Raw genomic sequence first — 15,529 nt, forward strand, 5'->3', positions numbered from 1 at the left:
TTAGCGTACCATCCACGCTATGCCCTCGTCTAGATAAACGAAGTCGCGGGTCGTGCTGCCGTCTCCCCAGATCACTATGGGCTCGCCGGCGAGCGCGGTCTTCACGGCCGCCGCGACAAAACCCTGTCGCCGGGTTCCGCTCTGCCCGGGGCCATAGGGATTGGCCACCCGAAGAACTACGATAGTGATACCGTATTTGCGACCCACCTCGAAAAGGGCCTGCTCGGTCAGCGCCTTGACGGTGCCGTACATGTTGATGGGGGCCGCTCGCACGCTTTCCTTTGTGGGAAGCGGGGCATTGGGTCCATAAACGGTCCCGCCCGAAGATATGAATACAAAAGTGCGAACACCCTTAAGGGCCGCCTCTTCTGCCAGCTTCAGTACCGGAACTATCTCTTCTGCGATCGCTCCATGTACTGATTCGAGTTGTGTTGCAGGGCCCAGGGTACCTGCCGCGTAAACCACGCTCTGCGCCTCTGCTACCGCTTGGTAGGCAGTTGAGCTTGACACATCCCCGTAGTTCCAGGCGATATTCTTCCCGTTCAAGGGAGGGGGCGCTCGTGTCACTACCGTAACCGGCGTGCCAAGGTTCCCCAGTGCCAGCGCGCCTGCTGTCGCGATAAGACCTCCGCCTATAATCGCGCACGAGCCTGATGTAATCATACTGCCCTCAATTCTGCATTTGCTGCTTGGCTCTGGGTGCGAGGCGCCGATGCGCTCCTTCCCATTGCATGCGATTTTATCGCAGCGATGACTTGATCTATCGCCCCAATTTCGACTTCGACAAGATTCATTTTGCCCTGATCGGCCAGATCGGCAAGCCCCGTAGCACCAGCAAAGGCGATGACCGGTATATCGCGCGCGGCAGCATCAAGCGCCACGTTGGGCAGGGGGTCGAGGCGGGAAGTCACGAGAAACACATCGGCAGCGTCCATCAGAACGGTATAGAGCGGACCCGCCGGCTCAAAGTGGACGGGCAGCCTGCCTTGAGCATCCCGGCTGCGTTCCATCTGGGCATGAAGCCAGATGCCAAAGCTCATTTCGAACTCGCTAACCTGCTCGCCGATCCAGATGCTTACGAACTTGCCCGGTGTGCGCTTTAGCTGACTGCCGATCTGCAGGAAGATATCGGTACCTTTGCGGATCTGGATCTGCCCGGCGGCTAACACTATTGTCGCCCCGTCGAGATCGAGGCCGGTGGCGGCGGATATTTTGGCACGCGCTTCCGCCTTAGTCATTCTGCGTGAACTCGCACCCGATGCTGGCTGAGGCAGGACCATCACCGAGGCCGGGTCTCTATTGTAATTGTCGAGCATGTATTGCCACGACTTGAGAAGCTCTCGCGAGGAAAAAACCAGCAGGTCAGTGTGGTAAATGATATCCCTGAAGGGAATCATATACTCCAGAAATTCATGAACTAGGCATGTTGTACGGCATTCGCGCAAAGAAAGCGCCATAATGAATGTCAAGCAGCATGTGCTTGAGAAAATCGCATCATCTACGGGATATGAACTTAAAATAATATCTACGTAAAATTGATTTTCTTCGTAGATTTGGCTTGCAACTACGACAACGGGAAACAGTGCTTTGGCCGTTTCGAGTAAAGGCCCGTCTCGCAAACTCACAAAGATAATATTGTGGGTGCTGGCCATCTGTCGTGCCAGATCCATTCCAACGATAGGCGCGCCAGTCTTGGAGGCTTCGTGAACGCCGATTAGGACGAACGGCAAGCTTGGGTCGATCTTCTGTTCGTCGATGAATATGCCCTTCATCAACGATATATTCGTTATACGGCCTTCGTGACGCCCATAATTCAGATAATGGACGATCGGCTCAGTCCCCTCGATGTCCGGGTGGCGCGCCAGGTAGAACTCGCTGGAAAAATACCGTGGGTCATTGTCGATGACAGTCAGGGATGTGGCGAAAGCATGGACATAGTGCGGATCTGTCGTCGGTAAATCGGGAGCGGGAACAAGCCCCTCCTGGACTGCAGACGTATCGAGCCCGGCGGCTATCAACTGAGCGGCCAAGCTGGCCCAACGCTCTTCCTCGCGTCCGAATGTCAAATAGTGGCGCAACAATTCGTCTACGTCTTCAAGGTCGGGATTCATTCGGCGATAGAACACCGGATCAAAAAATCCACTAGGCGCAAGACCTTGGCGCTCCCCTTCATTCAAATAGTGAAGGGCCATGTCAATATCAGAGGATATTACGAGTTCGGGAGCTTGCTTCAAGTAAAAGGATTTATGAATAATCCCTTCATCAAGCATTTGCTGCGCCAGAAGAATATTTTTTTTCTCCACTCAAATAATCCTAATTTCTCAAATGTAAGAAAATATTTTAATACATTAAGCGGGTAGCACCCGGCTTCGCGTATCTAGCTCCGAGCATTCCCTGACATTTTGGCGATGCTTTAATGGCAGCGTCACCTTGCATGTGCAAGCGTGCCTCTGTGCAGATGCAGCAAATTCTGTGACCCTCACGGTCGGAGCTTTAAGCATGGCTTACAAAGGGTCGTGAATGACTGCATTGGACGATGGACTTTTCGAAGCACGCTGCACTATGGAAGGCGCAACACTCTCCTTCCCTTGCAGAAAGGCCGACCATCTTGATGTGCTCACCCTCTTGGCGAAGTGGCATGCGCGAAGCCAGGATTGCCTTTTCTTCTGCAGTGCAGAACGAGATCGGATTTCAAAGGAGTGGGACTTCCCATGCATGATACGGCATATCGGATCGGAGGGCTTGTCATGGACACCTACCTGCCGTCCACTTCCTCCAAGATTCTGGAGATCGGTGCCCAGAACGTGAATGGCACGTTGCGGGATCATGCGCCGCGAAACGCCGAATACATAGGGCTGGATTTCGAGGCCGGTGACGGGGTCGATATCGTGGTCACCGGCCTTGACGACTGGAGCGTACCCGATGACCATTTCGACATGGTCATGGCATCGTCGGTTTTCGAACATGACAAGGCTTTCTGGCGCACTTTCCTCATGATGTGCGCGAAGACCAGTCCAGGGGGACACATCTATATCAGCGCACCTTCCAATGGGACGGTGCACCGCTATCCCCAAGACTACTGGCGTTTCTACCCGGACGCAGGACTAGCGCTGGAGGATTGGGCGCGAAACGAAGGTTTCGACGTGATGCTGGTCGAAAGCTTCGTTGCTGAGCGCAAAGCCGACGTATGGAACGACTTTTGCGCCGTGTTCCGTCGCGGCCCAAGCGATGCGGACCTGAACCGCGACTTCGTGTTCAAAAAGGTCGCGGCCACCAACATCCTGACATGGAGATCGTCAGAAATCTTCAATCCCACCGACGACAGTGAAGACACGCGCCTTCTGACGGCGGCCCATGAAGAAAAGCACAGGTGGGTCCTCCATAGCCAGCATTTGGAGGCCAGGCACAAGGACGAACTCGAACACCAGGTTCAGGAAATCACGCGCCTGAACGAGGAGATCGGGCGCCATCGGGGAAGTCTCGCATTGCTGGACGAGAAGGCCGCCGTCAAGGACAGAGAACTGGTCGCCTTGCGCCAGCGCTCTGAAGAGCTGACGCGCGAACTTGAACAGATGAATGCGGAAACCCAGGACCATGAACGGAGCCTGCAAGCCCAAGCCAATGCGACGAGCGAGTTGCAAAGCCGCCTCGCGCAGCGCGAGGAGGAGGCAGTGCAGGCTTGGGCTACTGCTCAAGAGCGAAAGGAAGAGCGGGATCGCCTTGCAACCGAAGTAGAGAAAGTACGGCAAGATCTGGCCGATGCAAACCAGTGGGTTTGCAAGCTTGCCCTCAATCGGACGCAGAATGAAAGGCAGATTGCCCGGCTCGAGCGAGCGCTGACCGCCAATTCACGCGATCTTGCAAGGCGCCACAACGCGCTGGCTCGCGAACATGAGGTGGCAATGGAGCAGGGGCGCGCCCTAAGCGATCAGGTCAGTCTGCTGGAAAGCCGCAATGTCGATCTGCAAAGGCGTTTGGACACGCTGTCCGCAAGTTCGAAACAGGTTTTGGTCTCTTCCTTGCCAGTGAAACCGAACGGTACGAACGACCTGCCGGAGGCGCAGGAGCTACTCGAACGAAGTGGCCGAGCGGCGCGGCAGGCTGAAGCCCAATTGAAGGAACACCGCGAGGAAATCGCCGCACTGAGCCGCATGGTGGCGCAGGAGCAGGATAATGCAGTCGAGCTGGAAAGACGCAACGCATGGCTGCAAGCAGCAGCGAGCTTCCTGTTAGAGCAGGGAAAGTGGTGGTGGCGCTACATGCCGCTCAACTGGCAGCGGCATATGCGTGATAGGCGGCTCTTGCGAAGAGACCTGTTCGACAGCGATGCCTATCTGGCTAGGAATCCGGATGTCGCCGCTTCCGGGCAGGATCCTCTGCGGCATTTCATACACCACGGGATCACCGAGAACCGGCGGTTCGACTAAAGATCGGCTCCATGACCAAATTCACAGATGATATCGAGCGGTTGACCAGTAACGGTACATTCGACTCAGCCTGGTATATTAAACGGTATCCCGACGTTTTGGACAGCGGCATGACGCCGATAGAACATTACGTCAGGATAGGTCAGTGCATCGGGCGCAAGCCCAATGGCCGGGAAGAGCGTTCTTGGCAGCAGCCGGAGGCAAATGGGCCCGCAACTGCAGCGAGAACTGCAGCGCCGGTCTGGCCACCACTTCCGGAGAGCGACGACACCAATCCGTACAAGCAATATGAGGCAGACATCTTCGCCAAGCTGGACGCCCTGTCCCGCCGGGAAAAGCTTCCCATCGATGTAGAGATCGATACCAACTATACAGGTCCGGCACATTTGACGCCGTTCGATTCCTTTACCTCGGCGCGAGAGCGCGAAATTAGCGTTCGCCAGACGGTCAAAATGTTGCAGCTCGGCATCGTCGCCGTTAATCCTAGGCCCGGTGTCCATGCGGCCCGGGAGAAAAATGGAGATTTCATCCGCTATCCCAGCATCGCGGCCGAGGGCGACATGGTGGAACAAGTTCCCCCCTCGATGCTGATCCATATCCATGCGTTCTACCCCGACATCCTGGAAGAAATGCTCGGCCGCTTCGTCGGTCCGGCGCATCAAGCTCGTTTCCTCATCACGACGACGACGCAAAAGAACCATGAAGCGGTGAGCCGCATTGTGGAGGAGCAGGCATTCTCTAGAGCGCGGGTCATCCGGACCGAGAACAACGGCCGCGATGTCGGCCCATTTCTCGACCACGTGATCGACCATGCCGGCGACGGCGACGTGATCTGCCATGTTCACACCAAGAAGAGCCCGGACGTGGGCGGCAGCTACGGTGAAAAGTGGCGCAAGAGCCTGTATGGAACTTTGTTGACGCAGACCGCGATGGATGCCTTCCAGGACAGAAATCTGGGTCTGCTGTTCCCCGACTTTTCTCGTAGCGTCGGATGGGGGAAGAACCGCGCGTTCTGCGAGGCCATGGCAGAAAAGCTAGACATGCAGCTCAGGGCGCATCCCGGCCCTATACCCGTTGGTAACATGTTCATCGCCCGTGTCGAGGTCGCCAGAATGATGCGAGGGGCGACGCAGGGCATGCAATGGCCGCGCGAGCCTGTGCCTTACGATGGGTCGGTGCTTCACGCCATCGAACGCATGTGGCCCTTGGTGTGCGAGCGTGCGGGCCTGAGCTGGTCCGCGATCCATGCACGGTCGATCTCTTGACGGGCCTGCGGGCGGCTCCTGCAAAATCGGCCGCTAATTTCCAATGGCTGGGTCGACCGCCATTGCAAGCTTCCAAAGGCTCATCTAAGGGCCTGCATTTACTTTATTGAAGGTGCCAGGCACTTAGATGATGTGGTTTAGAGCACTTGTAGTGGTTTTGGTTGCCGGCCAACTGAGCGCCTGTGCGACCCTTCCCTCCAGTGGACCTACGGGGTCGCAGATCACCAGAGATTTGGAGCAATCACAAGGCGGGATCGGCCTTGTCGAGGTCACGAGCATGGACGCAGTGCCCAAAGTGCCCCACCGGACAGCCACACCGCTACCCGAATTGGCTCCGCCTCCGACTGACATGGTCGGTCCGGGGGACGTGCTGGAAGTATCCATTTACGAAGCTGGTGTTTCACTTTTCGGAGGAACGCAGTCGACGCTTGCGGCTCCCGCCTTCGATCCTTCCGCGAAAGTGCATACGCTTCCCCCAAGCCGGGTAAATGACGATGGTGACATCGTAATTCCCTATGCCGGACGTATCCATGTGGTCGGCAAGACGATCGACGAAATCCAGGACCAGATCCGCAGGTCTCTCCGCGGGTTGACTCAAAATCCGCAAGTTCTGGTAACCGCGCGCGACGTGATCACCAATTCCGTCATAGTCAGTGGTGAAGTAGCGCGGCCAGGCCGCCTCGTGCTGCAGACAAACCGCGAAACGCTGTCCGATATCGTTGCCTTGGCTGGCGGTTACCGAGGACGGGCGGCAGATCTCGATGTCAGAGTCATGCGCGGCCAGCATTCCACCGAACTGCCCTTAAGCGAACTGCTCGACAACCCGGCCTTGGACGTGCGCGCTTATCCAGGCGATCGTATCGCCCTCATCAGCGATCCTCGGACGTTCACAATTTTAGGGGCGGCGGGGCGGATTGACCAGATCGCCTTAACCCATTCTAATATGACGCTGGCACAAGCCATCGCATCGGCAGGTGGACCGAACCCCAACCTTGGCGATCCAAAGGCCATCTTCGTATTCCGCTACGTCCCTGATGCCAATGGGCAGACAAAGCCTGTCGTCTATCACATCAACATGATGCAGGCAGGCTCGTTCTTTCTCGCGCAGCGCTTTGCCCTGCAAGATCGCGATGTGATCTATTTCGGAAACGCGCGAGCCAATCAGCCGAGCAAGCTCATCCAGCTGATCAGTCAGCTGTTCTCGCCCATCCTTACCGTGACGAGCACTGTTCAGGTGCTGCAGAACAGCAAAAACTAACTCAACCGGGAAATAGCGGAGAAGCCGCTGTGCCAAGCTAACGAAGCGAGACCATGGAAGTTCAACCCCTAGACCTTCTTGGCTTGAAGCTGATCATTCCCCGACACATAGGGGATGAGCGCGGGTATTTCGCTGAGACGTTCCGGACCGATGTCTTCGCGCGGGAATGCGGTGATTGGACTTTCGTGCAGGACAACGAATCCCTCAGCGCACGAGCCGGCACCGTCCGCGGCCTGCATTTCCAGACCGAGCCGTACGCGCAGGGCAAGCTGGTGCGCTGCACTGCGGGCGCGCTGTTCGACGTGGCAGTGGACATCCGCGCCGGTTCGCCCACCTACGGACAGTGGGTGGCAAAAACACTGACGCCGGAAAACGGCAGGCAGCTCTGGATTCCGGCCGGGTTCGCCCACGGGTTCTGCTCGCTCGAACCGAACACCGTAATCGCCTACAAGGTGACGGGCTACTACAGCGCCGAGTGCGACAAGGGCTTGGCGTGGGACGATCCCGCCATTGGCATCGTGTGGCCCGACGTCGCGCATCCCGACACGCTTTCCTCCAAGGACCGGCAGCAGCCGCGCCTTTCCGAACTTCCCGCCTACTTCAGCTGGAGCGAATAATAATGCGCGTAATCGTGACCGGCGGGGCCGGCTTCATCGGCTCGGCCCTCGTACGCTATCTGATACTGGACAAGGGCTATGACGTCCTGACTATCGATGCCCTCACGTATGCTGGCTGCGAGGCCTCGCTAAAGGTTGTCGAGGGACGTAACAATCATCGCTTCCTGCAAGCCAACATCTGCGATCGCGCGGCGATGGAAATGGCGATCGCGGACTTCCGCCCCGACCGCATCATGCACCTGGCCGCCGAAAGCCACGTCGACCGCTCGATCACGGGCGCTGCCGACTTCATCCAGACCAACGTGGTGGGCACCTTCACCCTGCTGGAGGCCGCGCGCGGATACTGGAACGGGCTTGATGCCGATGCCAAGGCGGCCTTCCGTTTCCTCCACGTCTCGACCGACGAGGTCTACGGATCGCTTGGCGATGAAGGGCTGTTCGAGGAAACGACTCCCTACGATCCCAGCTCCCCTTATTCGGCCTCCAAGGCAGCGTCGGACCATCTGGCTAAGGCATGGGAACGCACGTACGGGATGCCCATCGTGGTGTCGAACTGCTCGAACAATTACGGTCCCTACCACTTCCCCGAAAAGCTTATCCCGCTCACTATTCTCAACGCGCTCGCCGGCAAGCCACTGCCCGTTTACGGCAAGGGCGACAACGTGCGCGACTGGCTGTATGTGGACGACCATGCCCGCGCGCTCGACATCATCATCGAGAAGGGCCGTGTGGGCGAAACCTACAACGTGGGCGGTCGCAACGAGCGCCGGAACATCGACGTGGTACGCCGCATCTGCGCCGTGCTTGACGAACTGTTGCCGGGCGACGCCCCGCGCGAGAACCTGATCGAGTTCGTCACCGACCGCCCGGGGCACGACGCGCGCTACGCCATAGACGCGACCAAGTTGGAAAACGAACTGGGCTGGCGCGCTGCCGAGAATTTCGACACGGGCATCGAGAAGACGGTGCGCTGGTATCTGGAAAACGAATGGTGGTGGGGCCCGCTGCGTGAGCGCTATGACGGGCAGAGGCTCGGCCTTTCCTTCGCGAAGGCGCCTGCGTGAGGATCGCCGTCACCGGCAAGTTGGGCCAGGTGGTCACCGCGCTGATCGAGCGCGGTAGCGCCGCTGGGCACGATGTCGTCGCACTGGGGCGGCCGGAGATTGACCTGGCCGACCCCGCATCGGTCGCCCGTGCTCTGGAATCGACAGCGCCCGACGTGGTGGTTTCGGCCGCTGCCTATACAGCGGTCGACAAGGCGGAGAGCGAGGCGGACCTAGCGCATGCCGTCAACGGTGCGGGCGCATGCGCGGTGGCACGCTCGGCCAAGGCGCTGGGCGTGCCGGTAATCCATCTTTCCACCGACTATGTATTCGATGGTAAGCTGGACCGGCCTTACCGGGAAAGCGACCCGACCGGCCCCACCGGCGTCTATGGCGCTTCCAAGCTGGCTGGTGAGCAGGCGGTGCTAAAGGAGCATGGCGGCAATGCCGCGATTCTTCGCGTGGCGTGGGTATACAGCCCATTCGGGACCAACTTCGTCAAGACGATGCTGCGCCTCGCAGGGGACCGGGATGAGGTGTCGGTGGTGGCAGACCAAGTGGGTAATCCCACCAGCGCACTCGACATTGCCGATGGTATTCTTTTGGTAGCCGCAAACCTCGTCGCCAGTGACGATCCGGCCCTGCGTGGCATGTTCCACATGACCGCGCGTGGAGAGGCGAGCTGGGCGGACTTCGCGGAGGCTATCTTCGCAGCCTCTGCCTCCATCGGTGGACCGTTCGCAACGGTGCGGCGGATCACCACCGCCGACTATCCCACGCCCGCCACGCGGCCCGCGAATTCGCGCCTCGACGGCACGCGGATCGCCGCTGTCCACGGCGTGTCTTTGCCCGACTGGCAAGGCGCACTTACCACCGTCGTCACACGCCTAAACGAAGGCTCCGCCTGATTGACGAGAATCCCCTGAAAGCAAGTAAACAAGGAACCGAGACGTGAAGGGCATCATTCTGGCCGGTGGCAGCGGCACGCGGCTTTATCCCATGACGCTGTCGACCTCGAAGCAGCTTATGCCGGTCTACGACAAGCCGATGATCTATTACCCCCTCAGCACGCTGATGCTGGCGGGTATCCGCGAAGTGCTGATCATCTCCACCCCGCGTGACCTGCCCGCGTTCCAAAGTCTGCTGGGTGATGGCTCGCAGTGGGGGATGACGTTCGAATATGCCGAGCAGCCCAGCCCGGACGGGCTGGCGCAGGCCTATGTGATCGGTGCCGATTTTATCGGCGGAGAACCCTCGGCGCTGATCCTGGGCGACAACATCTATCACGGCCATGGCCTGCCCGAACTGCTGTCCAGCGCATCCTCGCGCAAGACCGGCGCCAGCGTGTTCGCCTATCACGTCCACGATCCCGAGCGTTATGGCGTGGTCGCCTTCGACGAGACGATGAAGGCCGTCTCGATCGAGGAAAAGCCAGAACAGCCACAGTCCAACTGGGCGGTCACGGGCCTGTATTTCTACGATGCGCAGGTGGTGGAAATTGCTGCGAACCTCGAGCCCTCCCCGCGCGGAGAGCTCGAGATCACCGACGTCAACCGCGTCTATCTGGAGCGCGGTGAACTGTCGGTGGAGATCATGGGCCGCGGTTACGCATGGCTTGATACCGGCACCCCCGACAGCCTGCTCGACGCAGCCGAGTTCGTCCGCGTACTGGAAAAGCGCCAGGGCTTCAAGATCGCCAGCCCCGAGGAAATCGCCTTTCGCCAGGGCTTCATCGACGCAGCCGGAATGGATCGCGCGATTGGCAAGCTGGGTAAGTCTGATTACGGTCGATATCTGCGCGGGATCTTGGCTGAAACTTAAATCTAAGCGTTCGCGATAAAGGATGCCAGATAGATATCCATCTGGCATCCTTTCTAAACGTCTTAAAGCGCAGCTCTCGTATTACAACAGGGCGTCGCAGTTCCACTACGGCCGAGCCGGATGCGGTAGTTTGTTGAAAGTTCACCAGTACCAATAGGCGTGTCGCTCCATGATCGTCCCATATCCAATTAACGTAAGTGGTGTTCTCAGGCCACGTCGATCCAAGGCATGAGTTCGCCGACACGTTTGTCTGGATACCCGTTAGCAAGCTTGGTAAGCGCCTTTGTCAGCCAGAGGCTCAACGATTAGTACCGGTCCGAAAGATCAAAGAAACTAGCCGTTGTTATTCACCGGAGCGCGATATGAGGTTGGCGGAAGTGGCGTAAAGCACTGTTCTGAAGTAGGAAATTGGTTGTCGACACCATTCCTAATCAGGACAGAAAATGCCACAAGCCACACCCGCCAGCAGCGAGGTTAGCGCGCGCCGATTTTCGTTTCCAGCCATCGGGCGCAAGAAAGTGAGCGCGGCGTTCGACGGAGGCCGATTGACCTCGGACGGCGGAGTTCTGCTACTGGCGCAGGCGGAGCGCGAGATGCGGATTTGCGCACAGCTCGCCGGCTGCATTGCCGATCCGCGCGCCCCCTCTCGGGTGATCCATGCACTGGACGACATCCTGCGGGCACGGGTCCTGGCGATCTGCTGCGGCTACGAAGATGCCGACGACCTTGATGCTCTGCGCGATGATCCCGGCTTCCGCCTGGCGCTGGGCAAGCTGCCGGGGGCGGGCGCGGGCCTTGCCAGCCAACCGACCATGAGCCGCTGGGAAAACGCGCCGTCCACGCGCGAACTGGCGCACATGATGCAGGTCATGATTGGCATCTACTGCGCCAGCTATCCCAAGCCGCCCAAGGCGGTGACGTTGGATGTTGATGACACCTGCGATGTCGTTCATGGCTACCAGCAGCTGTCGTTCTGGAATGGTCATCACGGCGAGCGCTGCTTCCTGCCGATCCATGTCTACGACACTGCGACCGGCCGGCCGGTCGCGATGCTGCTGCGCACCGGCAAGACACCTTCGGGCGCGGAGGCCGCAGGGCATATTCGCCGCCTCGTCCGGCATATCCGTCGACACTGGCCGGAAACGCACATCACCATCCGCGGCGATGGGCACTATGGCCGCCCCGAGGTCATGGCCTTCTGCGAGGCGGCCGGCGTCGACTATGTGTTTGGTCTGCCGACCAACGCTGCGTTGCGCGCCGATCCGGTAATCGTCGCGGCCGCCGATGCCTGTGCGGTCAAGCGCGCCGAAGAAGGCCGGGTAATCCTGCGCCACTATGCAGAGACCCACTATGGCGCGAAAAGCTGGAAGTGCCAGCGCCGCGTCGCCGCCCGGATCGAGGCGAGCATGCTCGGCATGGACATCCGGTATGTCGTCACCTCCCTGGCAGGCGGCTCCGCCGAGCACATCTACGACACGCTCTACTGTGCTCGCGGCCAGGCCGAGAACCTCATCAAGATGCACAAGACCCAGCTTGCCAGCGACCGCACCTCGTGCCGCTCGGCCAATGCCAACCAGATGCGCCTCATCCTCCACACCGCCGCCTACTGGCTGATGTGGCGCATCCGACAAACCATCCCGAAAGCCGCGTCGCTGGCCACTGCAGAGTTCGCGACCTTGCGCCTGCGGCTCATAAAGGTCGCCGCCCGCGTCATCGAAACCGCCACGCGCATACGCGTCGCCTTCGCCTCAGCATGCCCTGACGCCAGCACGTTCCGCGCCGTCGCCGCCGGGGTCAGGCTCGCACCGACATAGCCAACGCGGCCGCGCCGCCGAGATGCCGATCCTGCCCTTCAACCCCGCAAACCTATCGAACACCCGCGGTGAAAAAGACGCAGCGAACCGGCTCGCCCCCTTCACTCTGCAAGCCCAAACTCAGCACCAGCGCTCACGGAAATAGAGATCCGGTGAATAGGACGGGCTAGGCTGTCCCGCCATCATCGCTTCCGCTCACAAGGATACCGCGTACGTCAAGGTCGACTGCAATCCGATGTCAATGATGGCGACGTGGGTTGCGCTGGAAGATGTCAGTGAAGGAACGGGCGAACTCGAATACTTTGTCGGCAGTCATCGTTCGCCTGACTATGTTTTCGGCTCTCTATCGAAGTGGATAGAAGCCGCGCCTTGCGAGCATAATGACTTCCTCGCCGCCCTTCACGCAAATGCCGAAACTTACGGCTATGCGCGTTCAAGATTCTTACCCAAGGCTGGCGATGTGCTCATCTGGCATGCAGATCTGGCGCATGGTGGAAGTGCGGTGACCAAACCCGGCCTCACCCGCCGCAGTCTAGTCACACACTATACGGCCGCCAGACATGCGCCTTACTACAGACGTTGGTCGAAGTTCCCCACCAACGAGTGTAACGGTGTAGAGTTTGTATCCAGCTACTCAGACGTCACCAGCGCCTGATTGAGGTAGCGCGCCGCCGCTTGTTAGTCCATCAGTGGCGGCAGCGTCGTCGTCATCTTGCATGAAGGTAAGGTTCTGTTCGCTTAGTGTAGGTCGAGCCAAGAAAACCGCTTCTTCATGTAAGCGCGCAGTTCAATATTGTTGTCGCCCCTGTTGGTCTGAGTTCTGAGCATCGATCTTTCATGCTGCCGGTATCTTGAAAGTATTTCGGGTATGTGAATGGCGATTTTTTTCTGTTCGATCATCCTGAGCCAGAGTTCGTAATCTTCCCAACCATGGCGAAGATTTTCGTACCCGTTCATAGCGAGCAGCGCGGATCGGCGAAACATTGCCATGGCATCAATGAAATTGCCGTGGATCAGCCCTTCCTTGATGAATACACCAGCGCCGATCACGTCCCTTCTGCCTTCGAATACTTCGATCAGGCTGTACGCCGCGTCTGCCTCAGGTCTAGCTTCTAAAGCCTGGACATGCTTTTCCACACAGCGTGGATAGACTATGTTGTCCGCATCAAGCATGAAGCAGTATTCTGATCTGCTGTAATTTATTCCGGTATTGCGGGTTATTGACAGTTTGGAATTTTTACTGTTTTTCAGGAGCGTCAAGCCTTTACGGCCGGTTTGCATTTTCATCCATTTTAAAACCGTTTCAACGGATTGATCTGTGCTACAGTCGTCCACCACGAGGATCATCACATCGTCAGTGGATTGCGCCGCTGCTGACTGCAGTGCCTGTTCGATGTGATGGGCGTAATTGTATAGGGGTATGATGATAGTCGTCTGGGATTGTCGGTTGCCGCGTTCAAACAGCACCTCGGCATCCTGAACCAGCATTCCCTCCGCTGATGCGGTATAGCTATTCTTCCTCACAACGCGCGCCCTGCAAACTGTTTCTGAAGACGAGCCATGAGCACTTGCCCGTTCTTGTGAAGCCTTTTGATTTCCATCTGCCCCTCCGATGTGCTCAGCAGCCACTCGATGCGGGCGGGCATTTCCTCGATGGCCGCTTCGATATAGTGTTCGCCCGGCTTCACGATGCCGATGTCTGCACATGGTTCCGTCAGGGGAATACAGCCTTGCGCGATACCTGATATCACCAGGCGATGCCATTCGAAATAATGGCTTTCCCCCTGATGGATGTTCAGCAGCAGCTTCGCATGCTGGGCGATCTGCGCAACATCGCGGCCGCCAATCATGTTGGGGTTTTCGGTGGTGACTGGTCCATTGAAGCGGGGTGCGTGCAGGAAGCAGTCGAAACCGGACAGTGCATGGCCCAGATCCGCCAACGCTCGCGCCCGGCGTTCGTTGAGGTAGCCCACAAAGAGAATGTCATAAGGCCGCTTGAGAATGTCGCGAGGGTAAGTCAGCGGCTTGATTGCACGCAACTGCGTCAATTGACGCGAAGGAGGCGCCTGCCCCAGATCGAAAACACCGCCCTTTGCCGGTAGCAAAGGCAGGAAACCCGCCTTGATGCCCAAACGTGATAAACCCCGCGCCGACAGAGGGTTGATGTCGAGTGCCTTGCGCGACTTGAGCATCTTGTCCAGCGCCAGCGAAAACCAGGATGTGTGCCACTGTTCGAGATTGACGTAGACAATTCTCCCGGCGACTTGTGGAGTAAACTCAACGCCTGGCCCATGAACACAATATTCGTGAGGCGCGACGACAATAATTTCCACGCTGCGGAGATCAATATTTCGATGATCATCGCGCAAAATAACTCTGTATCCTTGGGAATTTAGAACCTCAGATATGTATTTTGCGATATCGGTAAAGAAGAAATTTCCGTCTTTCCAGTGAAGGACGACCACTGGCCGGCCTGGTTCGAGTAAGTCGTAGATGGTATGGATGGGTTGGTCCGAGGCATCGGTCATGAAGGCATCGGCAGTGGCGGATTGGAAGGCCCGCCGGCCCTGCTGCATTCCGTAACGCAAGTAATGGACAAGAGGGTTTATTTCGCGGATATCGGGATTTTCTAGGCTATAGAATGAACCGGAGAAAAGTGGACCAGGTTGACGCAGCGCGTCGGCGGCGGATGCCCTTAGGAAGTCTTCTGCCAAGTCGCGCTCAGAGCCGGTCACCCCATACCGCTCAGCATACCAATTGGCGTCAAACAATCTGCTCGCCAAGATTTCGGGGATTGCGCTCAGATCCGGATCGATGTGCGCACAGGTTGAAAGCCGACCTCCTGCGTCACGCCCCTCGCCAATACCGTGGGCGAGGTAATGGTAAACCGGGTTTTGCCCGTCTAGTCGGACGTCGGGATAGCGGGACATGTAGTCCGCTCCGTCAAAGATGTTCTCGGCAGCCAAGCGCCTTAATACCCTGCGGCTCCATAACTCGTAAGGAAGCCAGCGACGCCACCCCTTTGGAGGCCGGGCCAAAGCCTTTGCCAATTCGTGCAGCCATGCTGCGCGGGCACGCTGCGTCAGGGCCTCAGTGTTTGCTTCTCGGTAGAGTTCCTTTAAGACGCTCAATTGGCGCGCCAGATCGGAGGCATCATTCTCCCGAAAGTTGGAAATGACGCTCGCCTGCCGTGATTGGGGCAGTATGCCGAATAGCCCTAACATTTTCCCGGCTACGAGATGCCGGCACCACATCGCAAAATTCAAGATAAGCCTTCCTGTCGA

Annotated in this window: 13 protein-coding genes; 9 read left to right on the top strand and 4 right to left on the bottom strand. The window is 58.2% G+C overall.

Annotated features, from left to right (window positions below):
• Together JI59_RS25870 and JI59_RS24960 are read right to left on the bottom strand one after the other, a co-directional pair.
• Entirely contained in the window at positions 1–663 is a 663-nt protein-coding gene (locus tag JI59_RS25870) for an NAD-dependent epimerase/dehydratase family protein (protein WP_052118060.1), read from the bottom strand.
• Positions 660–2,303, bottom strand: coding sequence for a glycosyltransferase (locus JI59_RS24960; RefSeq protein WP_007015732.1), 1,644 nt, complete (start codon positions 2,301–2,303; stop codon positions 660–662). Before JI59_RS24960 ends, JI59_RS25870 begins: the two co-directional genes overlap by 4 nt.
• A 444-nt stretch (positions 2,304–2,747) precedes the next feature.
• On the opposite strand from JI59_RS24960, the gene JI59_RS25875 reads away from it, so the two are divergent.
• The 9 genes from JI59_RS25875 (at position 2,748) to JI59_RS26545 (ending at position 12,900) form a co-directional block, all read left to right on the top strand.
• Positions 2,748–4,427 carry a methyltransferase domain-containing protein gene (locus JI59_RS25875; RefSeq protein ID WP_007015731.1) on the top strand — a complete coding sequence of 560 codons (1,680 nt, stop codon included), beginning with the start codon at positions 2,748–2,750 and terminating at the stop codon, positions 4,425–4,427.
• A gap of 11 nt (positions 4,428–4,438) precedes the next feature.
• Positions 4,439–5,692: a rhamnan synthesis F family protein gene (locus JI59_RS24970; protein WP_007015730.1), complete on the top strand. Its 1,254-nt coding sequence runs from the start codon at positions 4,439–4,441 to the stop codon at positions 5,690–5,692.
• A 277-nt stretch (positions 5,693–5,969) separates the two neighbouring features.
• On the top strand, positions 5,970–6,950 hold the full coding sequence (locus JI59_RS24975; protein WP_337999263.1) for a polysaccharide biosynthesis/export family protein: 981 nt from the start codon (positions 5,970–5,972) through the stop codon (positions 6,948–6,950).
• Between the two features lie 53 nt (positions 6,951–7,003).
• On the top strand, positions 7,004–7,567 hold the full coding sequence (gene rfbC / locus JI59_RS24980; protein WP_039858825.1) for a dTDP-4-dehydrorhamnose 3,5-epimerase: 564 nt from the start codon (positions 7,004–7,006) through the stop codon (positions 7,565–7,567).
• Between the two features lie 2 nt (positions 7,568–7,569).
• Positions 7,570–8,631: a dTDP-glucose 4,6-dehydratase gene (gene rfbB, locus JI59_RS24985; RefSeq protein WP_007015727.1), complete on the top strand. Its 1,062-nt coding sequence runs from the start codon at positions 7,570–7,572 to the stop codon at positions 8,629–8,631.
• Positions 8,628–9,518 carry a dTDP-4-dehydrorhamnose reductase gene (gene rfbD / locus JI59_RS24990; RefSeq protein ID WP_007015726.1) on the top strand — a complete coding sequence of 297 codons (891 nt, stop codon included), beginning with the start codon at positions 8,628–8,630 and terminating at the stop codon, positions 9,516–9,518. The genes rfbB and rfbD overlap by 4 nt, the downstream gene beginning before the upstream one ends.
• Positions 9,519–9,561: 43 nt before the next feature.
• Entirely contained in the window at positions 9,562–10,431 is an 870-nt protein-coding gene (rfbA, locus tag JI59_RS24995; RefSeq protein ID WP_007015725.1) for a glucose-1-phosphate thymidylyltransferase RfbA, read from the top strand.
• Positions 10,432–10,874: 443 nt separating this feature from the next.
• Positions 10,875–12,245, top strand: coding sequence for an IS1380 family transposase (locus JI59_RS25000; RefSeq protein WP_007015846.1), 1,371 nt, complete (start codon positions 10,875–10,877; stop codon positions 12,243–12,245).
• Positions 12,246–12,429: 184 nt separating this feature from the next.
• The gene (locus tag JI59_RS26545) at positions 12,430–12,900 is read left to right on the top strand and encodes a phytanoyl-CoA dioxygenase family protein (RefSeq protein WP_275042272.1); all 471 of its coding nucleotides are present in this window, start codon (positions 12,430–12,432) and stop codon (positions 12,898–12,900) included.
• Positions 12,901–12,983: 83 nt separating this feature from the next.
• Here JI59_RS26545 and JI59_RS25005 read toward each other — a convergent pair whose 3' ends face one another.
• Both JI59_RS25005 and JI59_RS26550 read right to left on the bottom strand, forming a co-directional pair.
• Complete coding sequence (locus JI59_RS25005) at positions 12,984–13,874, bottom strand: glycosyltransferase family 2 protein (RefSeq protein WP_239000660.1); 891 nt, start codon at positions 13,872–13,874, stop codon at positions 12,984–12,986.
• Positions 13,766–15,511 (bottom strand): CgeB family protein, encoded by a 1,746-nt coding sequence (locus JI59_RS26550; protein ID WP_138921564.1) that lies wholly within the window; start codon positions 15,509–15,511, stop codon positions 13,766–13,768. Before JI59_RS26550 ends, JI59_RS25005 begins: the two co-directional genes overlap by 109 nt.
• Positions 15,512–15,529: the final 18 nt, after the last annotated feature.

The sequence above is a fragment of the Novosphingobium pentaromativorans US6-1 genome (assembly GCF_000767465.1).
Taxonomy (GTDB): Bacteria; Pseudomonadota; Alphaproteobacteria; order Sphingomonadales; family Sphingomonadaceae; genus Novosphingobium; species Novosphingobium pentaromativorans.

Coding starts and splice junctions, on each gene's coding strand:
- rfbC (WP_039858825.1), top strand. CDS start 7,004: ATGGAAGTTCAACCCCTAGACCTTCTTGGCTTGAAGCTGATCATTCCC.
- JI59_RS25870 (WP_052118060.1), bottom strand. CDS start 663: ATGATTACATCAGGCTCGTGCGCGATTATAGGCGGAGGTCTTATCGCG.
- JI59_RS25000 (WP_007015846.1), top strand. CDS start 10,875: ATGCCACAAGCCACACCCGCCAGCAGCGAGGTTAGCGCGCGCCGATTT.
- JI59_RS25875 (WP_007015731.1), top strand. CDS start 2,748: ATGGACACCTACCTGCCGTCCACTTCCTCCAAGATTCTGGAGATCGGT.
- rfbB (WP_007015727.1), top strand. CDS start 7,570: ATGCGCGTAATCGTGACCGGCGGGGCCGGCTTCATCGGCTCGGCCCTC.
- JI59_RS24970 (WP_007015730.1), top strand. CDS start 4,439: ATGACCAAATTCACAGATGATATCGAGCGGTTGACCAGTAACGGTACA.
- JI59_RS24975 (WP_337999263.1), top strand. CDS start 5,970: ATGGACGCAGTGCCCAAAGTGCCCCACCGGACAGCCACACCGCTACCC.